The following is a 15661-nucleotide window of genomic DNA, read 5'->3' as shown; positions in this document are numbered from 1 at the left end:
GCTCCCACAGGGAATGGCACACGCTCGAACATTGTTCCTCAATAGCAGGCCACGCGATAACAGAACGTTATCACCTGATCCGCATTAATCATTATTCAGCACGCATTTCGCCCCCTACAGTCCCAGCCCAACGACTGTCATTGCCAACGGGAAACGAAATGTCCATCGAACATCGCCTGAACCACATCGCCGGCCAGCTCAGCGGCAACGGTGACGTGCTGCTGAACAGCGTCGACGCCCACACCGGCGAGCCACTGCCATACGCCTTCCACCAGGCGACCAGCGACGAAGTCGAAGCCGCCGTGCAGGCCGCCGAGGCTGCCTACCCGGCCTACCGCAGCACCAGCCCGGCACAGCGCGCCGCCTTCCTCGACGCCATCGCCAACGAGCTGGACGCACTGGGCGATGACTTCGTCCAGCATGTGATGCGCGAAACCGCGCTGCCCGAGGCACGCATCCGCGGTGAGCGCGCCCGCACCAGCAACCAGCTGCGCCTGTTCGCCGATGTGGTGCGCCGTGGCGATTTCCTCGGTGCGCGCATCGACCGTGCGCAGCCCGAGCGCACCCCGCTGCCACGCCCGGACCTGCGCCAATACCGCATCGGCGTCGGCCCGGTGGCTGTATTCGGTGCCAGCAACTTCCCGCTGGCCTTCTCCACCGCCGGCGGTGATACCGCCTCGGCGCTGGCGGCCGGCTGCCCGGTGGTGTTCAAGGCCCACAGCGGGCACATGCTCACCGCTGCCCACGTGGCCGCGGCCATTGACCGCGCGGTGGCCGGCTGCGCCATGCCTGCAGGCGTGTTCAACATGATCTATGGCGCCGGCGTGGGTGAAGCACTGGTCAAGCACCCGGCCATCCAGGCGGTCGGCTTCACCGGTTCGCTACGTGGCGGCCGCGCCCTGTGCGACATGGCGGCTGCGCGCCCGCAGCCGATCCCGGTGTTCGCCGAAATGAGCAGCATCAACCCGGTAATTGTCCTGCCCCAGGCCCTGCAGGCCCGTGGCGAGCAGGTAGCCGGCGAACTGGCCGCCTCGGTAGTGCTGGGTTGCGGGCAGTTCTGCACCAACCCGGGCCTGGTGGTGGGCATCAAGTCGCCGCAGTTCGAATGCTTCGTGCACACGCTGGTGGCGCGCATGGCCGACCAGGCGCCGCAGACCATGCTCAACGCCGGCACCCTGCGCAGCTACCAGAGCGGTGTGCAGCACCTGCTGGCGCACCCTGGCATCCAGCACCTGGCCGGGCAGCCACAAGCCGGCACCCAGGCCCAGCCGCAGCTGTTCAAGGCGGATGTGAGCCTGCTGCTGGACAGCGACCCGCTGCTGCAGGAAGAAGTGTTCGGCCCGACCACCGTGGTGGTGGAAGTGGCCGATGCCCAGCAACTGGCCGAAGCGCTGCGCCACCTGCAAGGCCAGCTGACGGCCACCCTGATTGCCGAACCGGACGACCTGCGTGCCTTTGCCACACTGGTGCCGCTGCTGGAGCGCAAGGCCGGGCGCCTGCTGCTGAACGGCTACCCGACCGGCGTAGAGGTATCGGACGCGATGGTGCATGGCGGGCCATACCCGGCCACCTCCGATGCCCGTGGTACTTCGGTCGGTACCTTGGCCATCGACCGCTTCCTGCGCCCAGTGTGCTTCCAGAACTACCCGGATGCGCTGCTGCCGGATGCGCTGAAAAGTGCCAACCCGCTGGGGATTGCACGGTTGGTGGATGGGGTCGCCAGCCGTGGCGCGGCGTGATCTGCTGTTGAGGTAACCTGCACCGGCCTCTTCGCGGGCTTGCCCGCTCCCACAGGTACGGCACAGGTCTGGAATTCTGTGCAGTACCTGTGGGAGCGGGCAAGCCCGCGAAGAGGCCGGCACAGGATTACCAGCCCTGTATACAATCCGCAAAAACCCTGCTTACAATGCCATGCGCCTATGACATCGGTAATCGCCGATGCGTATTGCGACAGGCTTAAGCCATGTCATCTACAAATGCTCCAAGAACGCTACTGGTCAAGAACGCCGAACTTCTGGTCACCATGGACGGCGAACGCCGCGAGATCAGGAACGGCGGAATGTTCATCGAAGGCAACCTGATCCGCCAGGTTGGCCCCAGCGATACCCTGCCACAGCACGCCGATGTGGTGCTGGACATGGCCGGCAAGGTGGTCATCCCTGGCCTGGTCAACACCCACCACCACATGTACCAGAGCCTCACCCGCGTGGTGCCGGCAGCCCAGGACGGCGAGCTGTTCAACTGGTTGACCAACCTCTACCCGATCTGGGCACGCCTGACCCCCGAGATGATCGCGGTGTCGACCCAGACCGCCATGGCCGAACTGATCCTGTCCGGCTGCACCACCTCCAGCGACCACCTGTACATCTACCCCAACGGCTGCAAGCTCGACGACAGCATCCATGCCGCCGACGAGATCGGCATGCGCTTCCACGCCGCGCGCGGCAGCATGAGCGTGGGCCGTAGCCAGGGCGGCCTGCCGCCTGATTCGGTGGTGGAGAAGGAAGCCGACATCCTCAAGGAATCCCAGCGCCTGATCGAGGATTATCACGACGCCAGCCACGGCTCGATGCGCCGCATCGTGGTGGCGCCCTGCTCGCCGTTCTCGGTCAGCCGCGACCTGATGCGCGAAGCAGCCGTGCTGGCGCGCCAGTACGGGGTGTCGTTGCACACCCACCTGGCCGAGAACGTCAACGACATCGCCTACAGCCGCGAGAAGTTCGGCATGACCCCCGCCGAATATGCCGAAGACCTCGGCTGGGTCGGCCACGACGTGTGGCACGCCCACTGTGTGCAACTCGACCAACATGGCATCGAGCTGTTCGCCCGCACCGGCACGGGTGTCGCCCACTGCCCATGCTCGAACATGCGCCTGGCCTCGGGCATCGCCCCGGTGCGCAAGATGCGCGACCACGGGGTGCCGGTAGGCCTGGGGGTCGACGGTTCGGCATCCAACGACGGCGCCAGCATGATCGGTGAAGTGCGCCAGGCCTTGCTGCTGCAACGGGTGGGCTTCGGCCCCGACGCGATGACTGCACGCGAGGCGCTGGAAATTGCAACGCTCGGCGGTGCCAAGGTGCTCAACCGCAACGACATCGGCGCCCTGGCCCCAGGCATGGTGGCCGACTTCGTCGCCTTCGACCTCGGCCACGTAGCCTATGCCGGCGGCCACCACGACCCGTTGGCGGCGCTGGTGTTCTGCACCCCGACCCAGGTGCACACCAGTGTCATCAATGGCCGTGTGGTGGTGAAGGATGGCCAGTTGGCCACGGTCGACTTGCCACGGGTGCTGGAGCGCCACAACCAGTTGGCACGCCAGCTGGTCAGCGGCGAATAAGCAGCCATTCGGGGCCGCCTTGGCGGCCCATCGCCGGCAACGCTGCCGTGTCTTGCGAAATCAGAGGACCATGAGCATCTCATGCCAGGCCATGCCGCCGTGGTCCGACGGCGACGGTTTCACGTACTGATACCCCAGCTTCTGGTACAACGCCACATGCTGTTCCTTGCACATCAGGTGAATGGTCAGCTTGCCCGCCGCCTTCATGCGAGCGATGAATTCATCCATCAACTGCTTGGCGTAGCCTTTGCCCTGATGCGCCGGGTCCACCACCACCGACATGATCACCACGTTTGGCGCCGCCGGGTCATGCCCGACCAGCTCCTTGAATGCCTCGTCGGACATCACCACTTCGTGGGCACAGCCGCTGTTGATGAAACCAACGATCTCGCCCGCGTTATCCAGCACCAGGAAGCCCTGCGGATACTGCGCGATGCGGGTGCGTATCTTCTCCAGCGTGGCCGCCTCATCGCCTTCATAGGCACCGATTTCGATGGCGTAGCAGCGTTCGGCGTCGGCGGCTGTGGGGGTGCGGAACTGAGGGGCGCTCATGGAGGGATTCCTTGGTAATGGCTAAAAACAGCCGCCATGGTAAATGAGCGCCGCTGCCACAGGTACAGCTTGTACCCGAAACCTGCGCAGTAACCGAACACATCCACCGCGTCGCCTGCTTCGCGGGCATGCCCGCTCCCACAGGTACTGCGTTGGCTTCGGGATCACGCTGTACCTGTGGGAGCGTCCGTGGCCGCGAACACCGGCGAAGCCGGTGCCATCCACCGCGTCGCCTGCTTCGCGGGCTTGCCCGCTCCCACAGGTACGGCGCCGGCTTTCGGGATCACGCTGTACCTGTGGGAGCGGCTTTAGCCGCGAACACCGGCGAAGCCGGTGCCATCCACTGCGTCGCCTGCTTCGCGAGCATGCACGGATGTTCAGCCCACCGATTTCAACGGCACACGCCCACTCAGCCGCTCGAGCATGGTCGCGCAGTACCAGTCATCGAACTGGCACACCCCGTTCTCGGCATTCTCCGAGAACGGCCCGGGTTCATAGCTGGGCGAAGAAACGCCCGCATGAGTCCCTTCCACCAAGCGGCGGTCCTGGTCGTTGGTCGCCAGCCATACCTTGGTCAACCGGTCGAGGTCATAGTCGACTCCTTCCACCGCCGACTCCGGCACCAGCCACTTGGTAGTCACCAAGGTTTCCCCCGGGCCAATCGGCAGCACGCGGAAACTCAGTGCGTGGTCGCCAAGGAAATGGTTCCAGGTAGAGGGATAGTTGAAGTACAGCAAAGCACCGATATCCGCCTCGCCACTGCTGTCCAACCGCCCGTTGACGGCGGGCTTGCCGTCCATGGTGTAGCTGACGGCGCCGGCCGAGAGCGGGATGCGGGTCATGCGGAAGCGCCCCAGCGGGTCCATGACCAGGCGGCTGGGCATGCCGGCCGTTTCACAGCGGGTCCAGTGGGCCACCAGCTCCGGATCATCGTCACCGCCCACACCGGCCACCGACAGGTTCTCGACGAACGAGTTGAGCAGCTCGGGGTGGGTGCCGTCGCAGTGGTAGCACTCGCGGTTGTTTTCGAACACCAGCTTCCAGTTGCCCTTCTCGATCAGGTTGGACTCGAAGGCGACCTTGCAGTTTTCCAGGCCGTGCGGGGCGATGAAGGGGCTGACCGCCGCGCGGAAGCTGCTGAAGTCCGGCGCCTGTTGCGCCACGCACACGTAGATGTAGGTGTGGACGACCTCCACATGCACCGGCTTGAGGTTGTATTGCGACTTGTCGAAATCCGCGCCCATGTTGCCGGCATAGATCAGGTTGCCATCCAGCTCGAATGTCCACTTGTGGTAAGGGCACACCAGCTTGGCGACTTTACCCGCAGCGTGTTCGCACACCTTGGCACCGCGGTGGCGGCAGGCATTGTGGAACGCGCGCACTTCGCCGTCCTTGCCACGCACGACAGCCACCGGGTAGTCGCCGATCTGCAGGGTGAAATACTGGCCGGCCTTGGGAATCTCGAATGTATGGCCGGCGAAGACCCAATCCTTGTGCCAGATTTGCTCAAGGTCCTGACGATACACTTCCGGGTCCAGATACAGTTCCCGGGGCAATACATGCCGCGGTTTGCGCTGTTTGATCAGGCCAATGACGGATTCATTGCTATTCATTATTATCCTCCAGCCACACGGTGTTCACGACAACCGCTGACAATTACCGAACCATTATTCTTGTAACCAGCCAACTGAAACTTTCTCGCAAGTTAAACTTCAGCCCTGCCCGCTTCAAACGACATTTTCAAAGCACAATTCATGATGTGTTGTTATGCATTGACGGTTTCAGACTTTCCACCAGGTAAACTTTGACAGCACCCAGTCACGTACCCGCCCGCAGGCGTCGTAATCGGTATTTTCCTTGCAGGCCAGGTAATGCAGGCTGTTGCGCAACGTGACTTGTTCACGCACCGGCCTGGTCAACCGGCCCTGCTCGACCAGGCTGGCCACCAGCTGGTTCCAGCCCAGGGCAACCCCCTGGTGGGCCAGCACCATGTTGATGATCAGGCTGTAGTCATTGGCATGGAACAGTGGTGGGCTGTCGGCGCCACGCTCATCGATGTCCACGTTGTGGAATGCCAGCCACACACTCCAGTCCACATGCTCGGCCACACCAGCCCGGCCGTACGGGCTCAAGTCCAGCAGCGCGCTGTTGCACAGGCCTTGCAGCGTGCCGATCTCGGGGTGACGCGCGAGGTACTGCGGCGTGCACACCGGGTAAATCACGTCATGGCACAGTGGGTAGATGGTGTAGGCATCACCCACATTGGCAAACTTGGAGATGATCACATCCGGCTCCACACCGGGCTCCCGCGTCAGAAAGTTTTGCGTGGTGATCAGGTTGAGCTCGATATCCGGGTTGTTGGCGCGAAACTCGTTGATGTGATGCGATAACCAGAACGCGGAAAACGCCGGGGAGCAACAAATCGTCAGCACGTGCTTTTCCAGCGGCGTGTGGCGTATCCGCTCCGCCGCCTGGGCAATATTGACGAATGACAACTGCGACGCCTCGAAAAACACCGAACCTGCCGGGGTAAGTTCAACCGCACGGCCCACACGCTCGAACAACTGGGCGCTCAGGTAAGTTTCCAACTCACGAATCTGCCGGCTGATCGCCGCCTGCGAAACACACAGCGCCTCTGCGGCCCGGGTGAAACTCTGGTACTTGGCTGCCGCGACAAACGCTTTGACAGCACGTAACGAAGGCATGCGAAGTAACAGGGTATCGGGATCAACTTGCCGCTGTGACATCCTGGTGTGTTCTCCTCATTCCGCGTACAGGACACTTGAATCGTACACAGCAGGTAAAAAAACACATCGGCACTTAAATTACTTTACGCATAACCTTGGGTTATGCGAAGAATCGCCGAATTCACCAATAACACTGGGTTATCAAAAAAACCGCACAAAATGTCGTTGGACTTCATCCTTGCTGCACCCATACATTAGTCGCCGACCTGTATGCCAGATCCACCCGCCTGGAATGGCTTTCACTCTATTAGTCAGCCGAACCTCGGGCCTCGGCATCTGGGTGACACATGACAATAACTACAAGAACATTCAGCCACACCTTCAAAGAGCGCAACCTGGGGTTCATGGCACAACCCATCACGCGCCCCAAGCCGTCGCGGGTCGGTTTTCTGCTGCTGGAGAACTTTTCCCTGCCCAGTTTCACCCAGGCGCTGGATGTGCTGGTCACCGCCAACCTGATCGCCCCTGGCTCGATCAGGGTGCATACCTTCAGCCACAACCACAACGAAGTGATGAGCGACCTGGCCATCCCCATTCGCCCAGACACGCCGCTGACCGATGTGCGCCTGTGCGACCTGGACATCATGGTGGTCTGCGGTGGCTTGCGGGCCGCGCGCACGGTACCCGGCTGGCTGACCGCCCTGCTGAAGCGGCTGGCCAGGTTCCCGGTGGCGCTGGGCGGCTTGTGGAACGGCGCCTGGTACCTGGGCAGCGCCGGCCTGCTCGACGGCTACCGCTGCGCCATCCACCCCGAGCAGCGCATTGCCCTGGCCGAGCGGGTGCCGCACGCATTGGTCACCCACGATGCCCTGGTGCTCGACCGCGACCGGCTGACCGCCGCCTCGCCGGCGGGCGCCTTCGAAATGATGCTGCAGTGGCTGAACATTGGCTGCTGCCGCGCGCTGGCCGATGCGGTGCTCGACACGCTGGACCACGACCAAAGCAAGTTCCGCAGCGTGCAAAAACCCCTGCAGCCCAAGGTCAGCCGGCCCATGCGCGAAATCATCAAGCTGATGGAGGCCAACCTCGAGGAGCCGCTGTCACCCGGGCAGTTGTCCCAGGCTGTCGGTTTGTCCGTACGCCAGGTGCAGCGCCTGTTCAAGGACCAGCTCGACACCACCCCGCAGAAATATTACTTCCAGTTGCGCATTACCGAAGCGCGGCGCCTGATCCAGAACTCCAATGCATCGATCTTCGATGTGTCCATCGCCTGCGGCTTTGTGTCGTGCACCCACTTCAGCAGGTCCTACAGTGCGTTCTTCGGCCACCCACCTTCAAAAGAAGTGCGCTATGAAATTTGAAATACAAGGAGCGCGCAAGGAAGGTTTCTGAACAGGCCGTCCCCGGCACTGACAATAAAAACAATCGTATAGCCATCGATCACTGAATTTTCGAGATGGCTTCACGGCCCCGCTTTGGAGGCCGCGCTGCCCTTTTACTCGAAAAACCATATCGGGAGACAAGAATGACAAGTCCAAATATCTCAGTCGAAGATGTACCGCTGAACAGGTTCCACAAACTTCTCACGCTGCGCTCTGGCGGTGGCTCGTTCGTCGATGGCTATGTCCTGAGCATTATCGGCGTCGCCCTGGCGCACATCAGCACTGCGTTGTCATTGAACAGCTTCTGGGAAGGCCTGATCGCCGCCTCGGCACTGATCGGCATTTTCTTTGGCGGCTTCCTCGGCGGCTGGCTGACCGACCGCCTTGGCCGCAAGCGCCTGTTCTTCGTCGGGCCAACCTTGTTCATCGTCGCCTCGCTCGGGCAGTTCTGGGCCGACTCGGCCTTGGCCATCTTCCTGCTGCGGCTGGTCATCGGCATTGCGGTCGGCATCGAATACCCGGTTGCCACCTCGCTGCTGGTCGAATTCATGCCCCGCAAGTACCGCGGCCCACGCCTGGCCATGCTCACCATCCTCTGGTTTGCCGGTGCGGCGGCTGCCTACATCGTCGGCGAACTGCTGCTGCGCACCGGTGCCGAGGACGCCTGGCGCCTGGTACTGGCCAGCTCCGCGACCATTGGCCTGGCCCTTTTCCTGGTCCGTATCGGCACCCCCGAATCACCGCGCTGGCTGCTGAGCAAAGGCCGCAGCGCCGAGGCAGAACAGGTGATCAAGGCGGTATATGGCAATGACTTTTCCCTGCGCAACCTGCCCGAGCAGGGCACCGCGCATAAAGTGAACATCTGGAGCCTGCTGTATGCCGGTTACGGCAAGCGCATGCTGTTCGTCATCGTGTTCTGGACCTGCTGCATCATCCCGCTGTTCTCGGTCTATGCGTTTGCGCCCAAGGTGCTGGCGGCGCTGAATGTGAAAGGTGACAGCGCCTCGATCGGTTCGGTACTGATCACGCTGTTCTTCGTGGTCGGCTGCATGGTCGCCACCCGCCTGATCAACGTCATCGGCCGCCGCAACCTGTTGCTGTACAGCTTCCTGGTGTCGGGCCTGGCCTTGCTGTGCCTGGGCGCGTTCCACAGCAGCGCGGGTATCTGGATCCTGGTGTTCTTCGCCCTGTATGCGTTGTTCATTGGTGGTGCCCAGGTGCTGACGCTGGTCTACCCGAACGAAATCTTCCCCACGGAGATCCGCGCCTTCGCGGTCGGCATGGGCACCTCCGTCTCGCGCATCGGCGCAGCAGTGGGTACCTACCTGGTGCCGGTTTCGTTAGACGTGCTGGGTATTGCGCAAACCATGTACGTGGCCGCTGCCATCACTTTCTTCGGGCTGCTGCTGTCCTGGGCCTTGGCCCCGGAAACCCGTTCGCTGAACCTGCAGCAGGCGGCCGCCCTGGGCTAACGGTGCATGGCACCGGCTGCGCCGGTGTTCGCGGCTGAAGCCGCTCCCACAGGGGGGCGCGCCAACCGACTATCTGTTTTGAAGCGCAGAAGTTCTACAAGTTGTTGCCGCTGCGAACTTTTTCCCGTTTGCCGGTCTATGTGGGAGGCACAGAAAGGTAGCGGAACGCGAGACGAGCTTCGCCGACCACCTGCTGGCCAGATGGCTCAATTGTTATCAGAGGTTGGCTTCGCTCATGAAAATACATGTCGCAAGGTTGATGCTGCTCGGCCTGTTCTCGTTCGCGGCGATGGGCACGGCATCGGCAACACAAATGAAGGCGCCCGTAGTGGCAGCCCCGGCGGTTCAATCACCGTTGCAGCCTGCCGGCAACCCCTGGTCCAGGGTGGCCAGTGTGGCCGATGAACAGCCAGCCACGCTGCTGGCCCACGATGACGACCGCTGGCATGACCACCGCAGCGACTGGCGCCGCGAACAATGGCGCCGCGAGCAGGCCCGCCGTGATTGGGAGCGCCGGCGAGACTGGGAACGCCGACGCGACTGGGAACGGCGCCGCGACTGGGAGCACCGCCATGAGCGGGCCATGCACCACCGCTACAACGATGACTACCGCTACTATCGCCGTTGACCGCAAGCAGCCAACGCGCCCCCTGTTGGAGCGGCCTTGTGTCGCGATCGGGCCGCAAAGCGGCCCCACGATTTCAGCATTGAAGCAGATATCGCCGGGGCCGCTCTGCGGCCCGATCGCGACACAAGGCCGCTCCTACAAGGTCCGCGCCAGTCAGTCAGGTGGGGGTATCCCCCGCCGCCTCGGCCTCCATCTTCAAACGGTCGGCCTTGCAAATGTACTTGGGCTTGCGCGGCGCCAGCTTGGCGCTGGCCTTCTTGGCATGCGCCTGCAGTAGCTGCTTGATCTTCTTGCGACGGTTCATTCTCACTCGACCTGTCAGTCCGGTTTGGCTGAACACATCATACCTTGCCTGGGCCAGCGTCTCGTTGACGTTATTTTCACGCTCGGCAGATTAGCGTCACGCCCTTTCCGGCCACGGGCACATCCGCTGGCCGCCAAGTACGACGAGGCATACGTGTCACACACTCCATCCCCCTCCTCGCCCAAGCGCCTGGACTGGGCCGGCCTGGGCTGGCTTTTGCTGTTCTTCTGGTACTTCTCGGGCGTGACCCAGGCGTTGCTGCTGTTCAGTGGTACCACCGGGTTCGCCGGTTTTCGCGATGCATTCTTCCTCAGCAGCCTGTGGCTGGCCCCGGTACTGCTGCTGCCGCGCTTCACTCGCGCCACGGCAGCGGTCATCGGCCTGGTATTGTGGGCTGCTTCGCTGGTGGGCCTGAGCTACTTCGGCATCTATCGCCAGGAGTTCTCGCAAAGCGTCATTTTCGTGATGTTCGAGTCCAACACCGCCGAGGCCGGTGAGTACTTCAGCCAGTACTTCAGCGCCTGGCTGGGCCTGGCACTGCTGCTGTACACGCTGGTGGCGGTGCTGCTGTGGAAGCGCGTACGCCCCGTCAGCCTGCCGCTGCGCAGCCGCCTGCCGGTGGTCGCCCTGTTGCTGCTGGCCAACCTGGTGTACCCGTTCTACAAGCAGATGGTCACCCAGGAACGCAGCTTCGCCGACGCGGCGGAAAAGGTGCAGCAGCGCATGGAACCCGCCGTGCCCTGGCAACTGCTGGTCGGCTACCGCCAGTACCGCCAGCAGCTGGACAACATGCAGGAGCTGCTGGCCAAGAACGCCGCGCTGCCGCCCCTGCAAAACCTGCGTGACAGCAGCGGTGCAGCGCCACGCACGCTGGTGCTGGTGCTGGGCGAATCCACCACCCGCGAGCACATGCACCTGTACGGCTACAACCGTGACACCACGCCCAACCTCGACGCGCTGGCCGCCAGCGACAAGAGCCTGACGGTGTTCCGCAACGTGGTGTCACCACGCCCGTACACCATCGAAGTGATGCAGCAGATCCTCACCTTCGGCGACGAGCAGAACCCGGACCGCTTCCTCACCGACCCGTCGCTGATCAACCTGATGAAACAGGCCGGCTACAAGACCTTCTGGATCACCAACCAGCAGACCATGACCAAGCGCAACACCATGCTGACCACCTTCTCGCAGCAGACGGACGCGCCGGTGTACCTGAACAACCAGCGCAACCAGAATGCCAGCCAGTACGACGACGTGGTGCTGACGCCATTCGAGAAGGCCCTGCAGGACCCGGCGCCGAACAAGTTCATCATCGTGCATCTGCTGGGTACGCACATGGACTATCGCTACCGCTACCCGAACGACTACGCGCACTTCAACGACCGCCAGGGGGTGCCCGGCAAGCTGACCGATGACCAGGTGGAAACCTACAACTTCTACGACAACGCGGTGCGCTACAACGACTACGTGGTGTCGAGCCTGATCAAGCGTTACTCGGCCAGTACCTCCAATGGCTTCCTGCTGTACCTGTCCGACCATGGGGAAGATGTGTACAGCTCTGGCAACCACGACCGCCTGGGGCGCAACGAAGGCGCGCCGACCCGGCCGATGTACACCATCCCGTTCTTGCTGTGGACTTCGCCCAGCTGGCAGGCCGAGCACCCGCGCGACCTGCAGGCGATGGCCGACCGCCCCTACAGCAGCTCGCACCTGATCCATACCCTGTCCGACCTGGCCGGGCTGAGCTATGACCGTTACGAACCGGCCAAGAGCCTGGTGAGCCCGCAGTTCGTGGTGGCACCACGCTGGATCGGCGACCCGTACCGCAAGGATGGCCTGCGCGAGTTCGACCACCTGCCGCAGGACAAGGCCGAGCGGGGGCAGGAGACGGTCAGTAGTGGCAAGACACAGAACGCTGGACGCCTGAACTGATTGCCTTGTAGGAGCGGCCTTGTGTCGCGATGGGCTGCAAAGCAGCCCCACTGGCCCTGCACCGCGAACAAAGGTTTACCGCCCCAGCGTAAAACGCCATGCTTGGCGCATCTTTGGAATGAGAGATGCCCATGCTCACGGTGCAGGACCTGATCGATATCGAACTGCTCAAGTTGCAGGCCGTGGCTGGCGCGGCCGGCACCGGCAGGCTGATCACCTGGGCCCACACCGTCGACTTGCCAGACCCCTGGCGCTGGGTATCGCCAGGCGACCTGGTGATGACCACCGGCGTCGGCCTGCCCAGCGCCCCGGCAGACCAGGTGAGCTGGCTGGAGCAACTGGTGCAGAGCAACCCCAGTGCCTTGGTAGTGGCGCCGCGGGCCGATGCGCCGGCGCTGTCCGGCGAACTGCTGGCCGCCGCCGACCGCCTGTTGTTCCCGGTGCTGCATGGCAGCTTCGAACTGGAGTTCGTCAAGCTGTCGCACTACGTGATCGAGAGCGTACTGCAGGCCCAGCGCGAGCGTTTCAACGCCAGCGAGCGGCTGTTCCAGACCTACGCCGACGCCTTGCGCAAAGCCCCCGACATGGCTGGGCGCCTGGCGATCCTGGCCGACACCCTCGGCCTCGACCTGGCCATCGAAGATGCCCCCAGCGGCACCACCGTGGTCGAAACCCGCCGGGCCGCGCAGGCTGCCGAGCGGGTGGAACGCATCCCGATCGGCGGCCGCGCCCGCGCCAACCTGCTGATGGCGCGCAAAGGCACCCGCACGCAGGATGACGCCATCCTGGTGCGCTCGCTGGTCGGCTTGCTGGGGGTGGAACTGGAACGCCTGATGATCCACCGCGACCAGCAGCGCGAAGAAGGCGCAGCGCTGCTGCGCAGCCTGCTCGACAGCGAGACGGAGTTCAGCCTGGCGCGGCCGATGCTGGAGCGTCGTGGCCTGGTCGGCACCTTGGTGAGCCTGGCGATCAGGCCGGGAAGCCACGGCCCGTGGAGCAGCGCCGACATCCACCAGGCCCCTGCCCTGCATCACTCCACGCCGCTACTGCTCGACGACAAAGGCCTGCTGCTGGCGATCAGCCGTGACGACGCGCCAAGCCTGACGGCGCTGTGCCACAACCTCGGCGAGGGTACGGTGATTGGTATCAGCGGGCCGATCGCGGCGGCCACCGGCTTTCGCGAGAGCGTGCGCCAAGCCCGCCTGGCGCTGACCCAGGCCGAGGAAAGTGGCGCGCAGCAACTGCGCTATGGCGAGGCGGAAACCGGCCTGATCATGGCGCCCAAGTCGCTGGCCGAGGCGCGGGCGCTGGTGGGGCGTTACCTGGGGCCGCTGATCGAGCATGACCGCACCCAGGGTGCGGCGCTGCTGCAGACGTTGGTCACCTTCCTGCACAACGACGGCAACTGGAAGGCCACGGCGTATGATTTGGGGATTCACCGGCAGACGCTGGTGTACCGGCTGAAGCTGGTGGAGCAGCTTACCGGGATCAAGCCGACCACTACCGGCGGGATTGCGCGGTTCTGGATTGCGATTCAGGCGGGGAAGAATACCGACCTGTTCGAGCATCTGGTCTAGGCCTTTGGGGGCGCTTTGCGCCCCTGTCGCGACACAAGGCCGCTCCTACAAGGAGATCGCATACAGGTCCGACCTGGTGCGATCCCCTTGTAGGAGCGGCCTTGTGTCGCGATGGGCCGCAAAGCGGCCCCAGATACACCTTAATTCAACCCAACCTCTGCACCAGGCTGCTGCCCCCGCGGCCCCCGCACCATCGCATACGAAACCGCAATCACCACAATCGCAACCACGCATTGCCCCAGGCTCACCCGCATGCTCGGGTCGAAGGCCATGCTCACCAGCACCGCCACGATCGACCCGGTCACCAGCAACGGCAACCACGGATGCCCCCACATGGCGAACTTCAGCGTACCTTCCGCCACCCATTTGCGCCGCAGCCTGAGCTGCGACAGGCAGATCACCAGGTAGACGAACAGGAACACCGTGCCGGACGAGTTGATCAGGAACTGGAACACGGTATCCGGCCACAGCGCCGCAATCACCACGCAGCCGTAGCCCACCAGGGTCGAGGCAATCACCCCGCGTACGGGTACGCCATTGCCGCTGACCTTGGCCACCCAGCGTGGCGCCTCACCGTTGGAGGCCAGCACATAGAGCAACCGCGACGAGGTATACAGCCCGGCATTGAGTACCGACAGCACCGCCACCAGGATGACCACGGTGAGCATGTCGCCTGCGCCGGGAATGCCGATATGCTCCAGGGTGGTCACAAACGGCGACTTGCCGGGGGTGATCGAGGTCCATGGCTGTGCCACCACGATGAAGAACGTCGCCAGCACGAAGAACACCAGGATGCGCAGCATCACCGTGTTCACTGCCTTGCGGATGTTGCGCGACGGGTCTTCCGATTCGGCCGCCGCCAGGGTGGCGACTTCCACACCGGTCATGGAGAAAATCACCACCACCACCCCGGTGAACAACGCGCCTACCCCATGGGGCAGGAAGCCGCCATGCTGGGTGAGGTTGGCAAAACTGGCGCTGGAGCCAGGCCACAGGTTGAACACGTACAACCCGGCCACGACCAGAAACACCACGATGGCCGCGACCTTGATGCCGGCGAACCAGTATTCGGCCTCGCCAAACGAGTGCACCGACATCAGGTTGAGCAAGGTCATGCCGACCATCAGGCCCAGGGCAATGGCCCACACCGGGATATCGGGCAGCCAGGCATTGATGATCTGCCCGCCGACCACGGCCTCGAAGCCGACCACGATCACCCAGAAGTACCAGTACAGCCAACCGGTCATGTACCCGGCCGGGCGCCCGAAGGCCAACCGGGCGTAGTCGACGAACGAACCTTTGGCCGGCTGTGCGGCGGCCATTTCGCCGAGCATGCGCATCACCAGCGCGACGATCAGGCCGGTGATGGCATAGGTGATGAAGGCACCCGGGCCGGTTGATGCGATAACCGCGCTGGACCCTACGAACAGACCGGCCCCGATCACACCGCCCAGGGCCAGCATGCTGATGTGCCGGGTCTTGAGGGCACGCTTGAGACGCGGGTCATGCTCCGACTGAATCGGCATTGGTTGTCTCCTTTTATTATTAGTAATCAACATTGCCGCTTCGCAAGGGTATGCAGGGGCCAGAGCATGGCCTATCGCAAAAAAACAGGTGCGCAGGCGCTGGCCTGTACAAATGTATGAATGGAGGGAAAGACAGGAAGTGTCAGGCGACCGCAGCCGCGAACTCTGTGGGAGATTCTATGGTTGTGGGCAATGCTTTTTGCCCCCTTTGCTCATGTATTCGCCTTGAGTCTTCATCAAGGCGAATGCAATTCTGGCCAGCTT

The 15661-nt window shown here is 63.1% G+C and carries 12 protein-coding genes; 7 read left to right on the top strand and 5 right to left on the bottom strand.

Translation table 11 applies throughout. From position 1 onward, the window contains the following. The first annotated feature begins 158 nt into the window (after positions 1-158). The gene (locus CAG22_RS25195) at positions 159-1739 is read left to right on the top strand and encodes an aldehyde dehydrogenase (NADP(+)) (RefSeq protein WP_085706394.1); all 1581 of its coding nucleotides are present in this window, start codon (positions 159-161) and stop codon (positions 1737-1739) included. Positions 1740-1963: 224 nt separating this feature from the next. After that, positions 1964-3337: an 8-oxoguanine deaminase gene (locus CAG22_RS25185; protein WP_025338655.1), complete on the top strand. Its 1374-nt coding sequence runs from the start codon at positions 1964-1966 to the stop codon at positions 3335-3337. A 60-nt stretch (positions 3338-3397) separates the two neighbouring features. Here the strand turns inward: CAG22_RS25185 and CAG22_RS25180 are convergent, their stop codons facing one another. The 3 genes from CAG22_RS25180 to CAG22_RS25170 form a co-directional block, all read right to left on the bottom strand. After that, positions 3398-3889 (bottom strand): GNAT family N-acetyltransferase, encoded by a 492-nt coding sequence (locus CAG22_RS25180; protein WP_085693337.1) that lies wholly within the window; start codon positions 3887-3889, stop codon positions 3398-3400. 377 nt (positions 3890-4266) lie between these two features. Continuing rightward, positions 4267-5502, bottom strand: coding sequence for an SRPBCC family protein (locus tag CAG22_RS25175; RefSeq protein WP_025338653.1), 1236 nt, complete (start codon positions 5500-5502; stop codon positions 4267-4269). Between the two features lie 168 nt (positions 5503-5670). Then, entirely contained in the window at positions 5671-6594 is a 924-nt protein-coding gene (locus CAG22_RS25170) for a LysR family transcriptional regulator (RefSeq protein WP_249352826.1), read from the bottom strand. A gap of 386 nt (positions 6595-6980) precedes the next feature. Between CAG22_RS25170 and CAG22_RS25165 the strand changes: the two genes are divergently transcribed. The 3 genes from CAG22_RS25165 to CAG22_RS25155 all read left to right on the top strand — a co-directional run bounded on the left by CAG22_RS25165 (position 6981) and on the right by CAG22_RS25155 (position 10058). Continuing rightward, positions 6981-7937, top strand: a complete 957-nt coding sequence (locus CAG22_RS25165; RefSeq protein WP_256582451.1) for a GlxA family transcriptional regulator — start codon at positions 6981-6983, stop codon at positions 7935-7937. A 164-nt stretch (positions 7938-8101) separates the two neighbouring features. Continuing rightward, entirely contained in the window at positions 8102-9430 is a 1329-nt protein-coding gene (locus CAG22_RS25160) for an MFS transporter (RefSeq protein WP_085706392.1), read from the top strand. Positions 9431-9689: 259 nt separating this feature from the next. After that, positions 9690-10058, top strand: coding sequence for a hypothetical protein (locus CAG22_RS25155; protein ID WP_085706391.1), 369 nt, complete (start codon positions 9690-9692; stop codon positions 10056-10058). A 157-nt stretch (positions 10059-10215) separates the two neighbouring features. On the opposite strand, the gene CAG22_RS25150 is transcribed toward CAG22_RS25155, so the two are convergent. Next, positions 10216-10362 carry a DUF2986 domain-containing protein gene (locus CAG22_RS25150; RefSeq protein WP_023662626.1) on the bottom strand — a complete coding sequence of 49 codons (147 nt, stop codon included), beginning with the start codon at positions 10360-10362 and terminating at the stop codon, positions 10216-10218. A gap of 153 nt (positions 10363-10515) precedes the next feature. Between CAG22_RS25150 and CAG22_RS25145 the strand changes: the two genes are divergently transcribed. After that, positions 10516-12294: a phosphoethanolamine transferase CptA gene (locus tag CAG22_RS25145; protein ID WP_085706390.1), complete on the top strand. Its 1779-nt coding sequence runs from the start codon at positions 10516-10518 to the stop codon at positions 12292-12294. A 125-nt stretch (positions 12295-12419) separates the two neighbouring features. Further along, the gene (locus tag CAG22_RS25140; protein WP_238067708.1) at positions 12420-13871 is read left to right on the top strand and encodes a PucR family transcriptional regulator; all 1452 of its coding nucleotides are present in this window, start codon (positions 12420-12422) and stop codon (positions 13869-13871) included. Between the two features lie 140 nt (positions 13872-14011). Here the strand turns inward: CAG22_RS25140 and CAG22_RS25135 are convergent, their stop codons facing one another. Then, complete coding sequence (locus CAG22_RS25135; RefSeq protein WP_085706389.1) at positions 14012-15397, bottom strand: amino acid permease; 1386 nt, start codon at positions 15395-15397, stop codon at positions 14012-14014. Positions 15398-15661: the final 264 nt, after the last annotated feature.

It is taken from the genome of Pseudomonas sp. B8(2017), assembly GCF_002113575.1.
GTDB classification, from domain to species: domain Bacteria; phylum Pseudomonadota; class Gammaproteobacteria; order Pseudomonadales; family Pseudomonadaceae; genus Aquipseudomonas; species Aquipseudomonas putida_Z.
The sequence above is the reverse complement of the archived record's forward strand: the minus strand, read 5'-3'. Positions and strand labels throughout refer to the sequence as shown.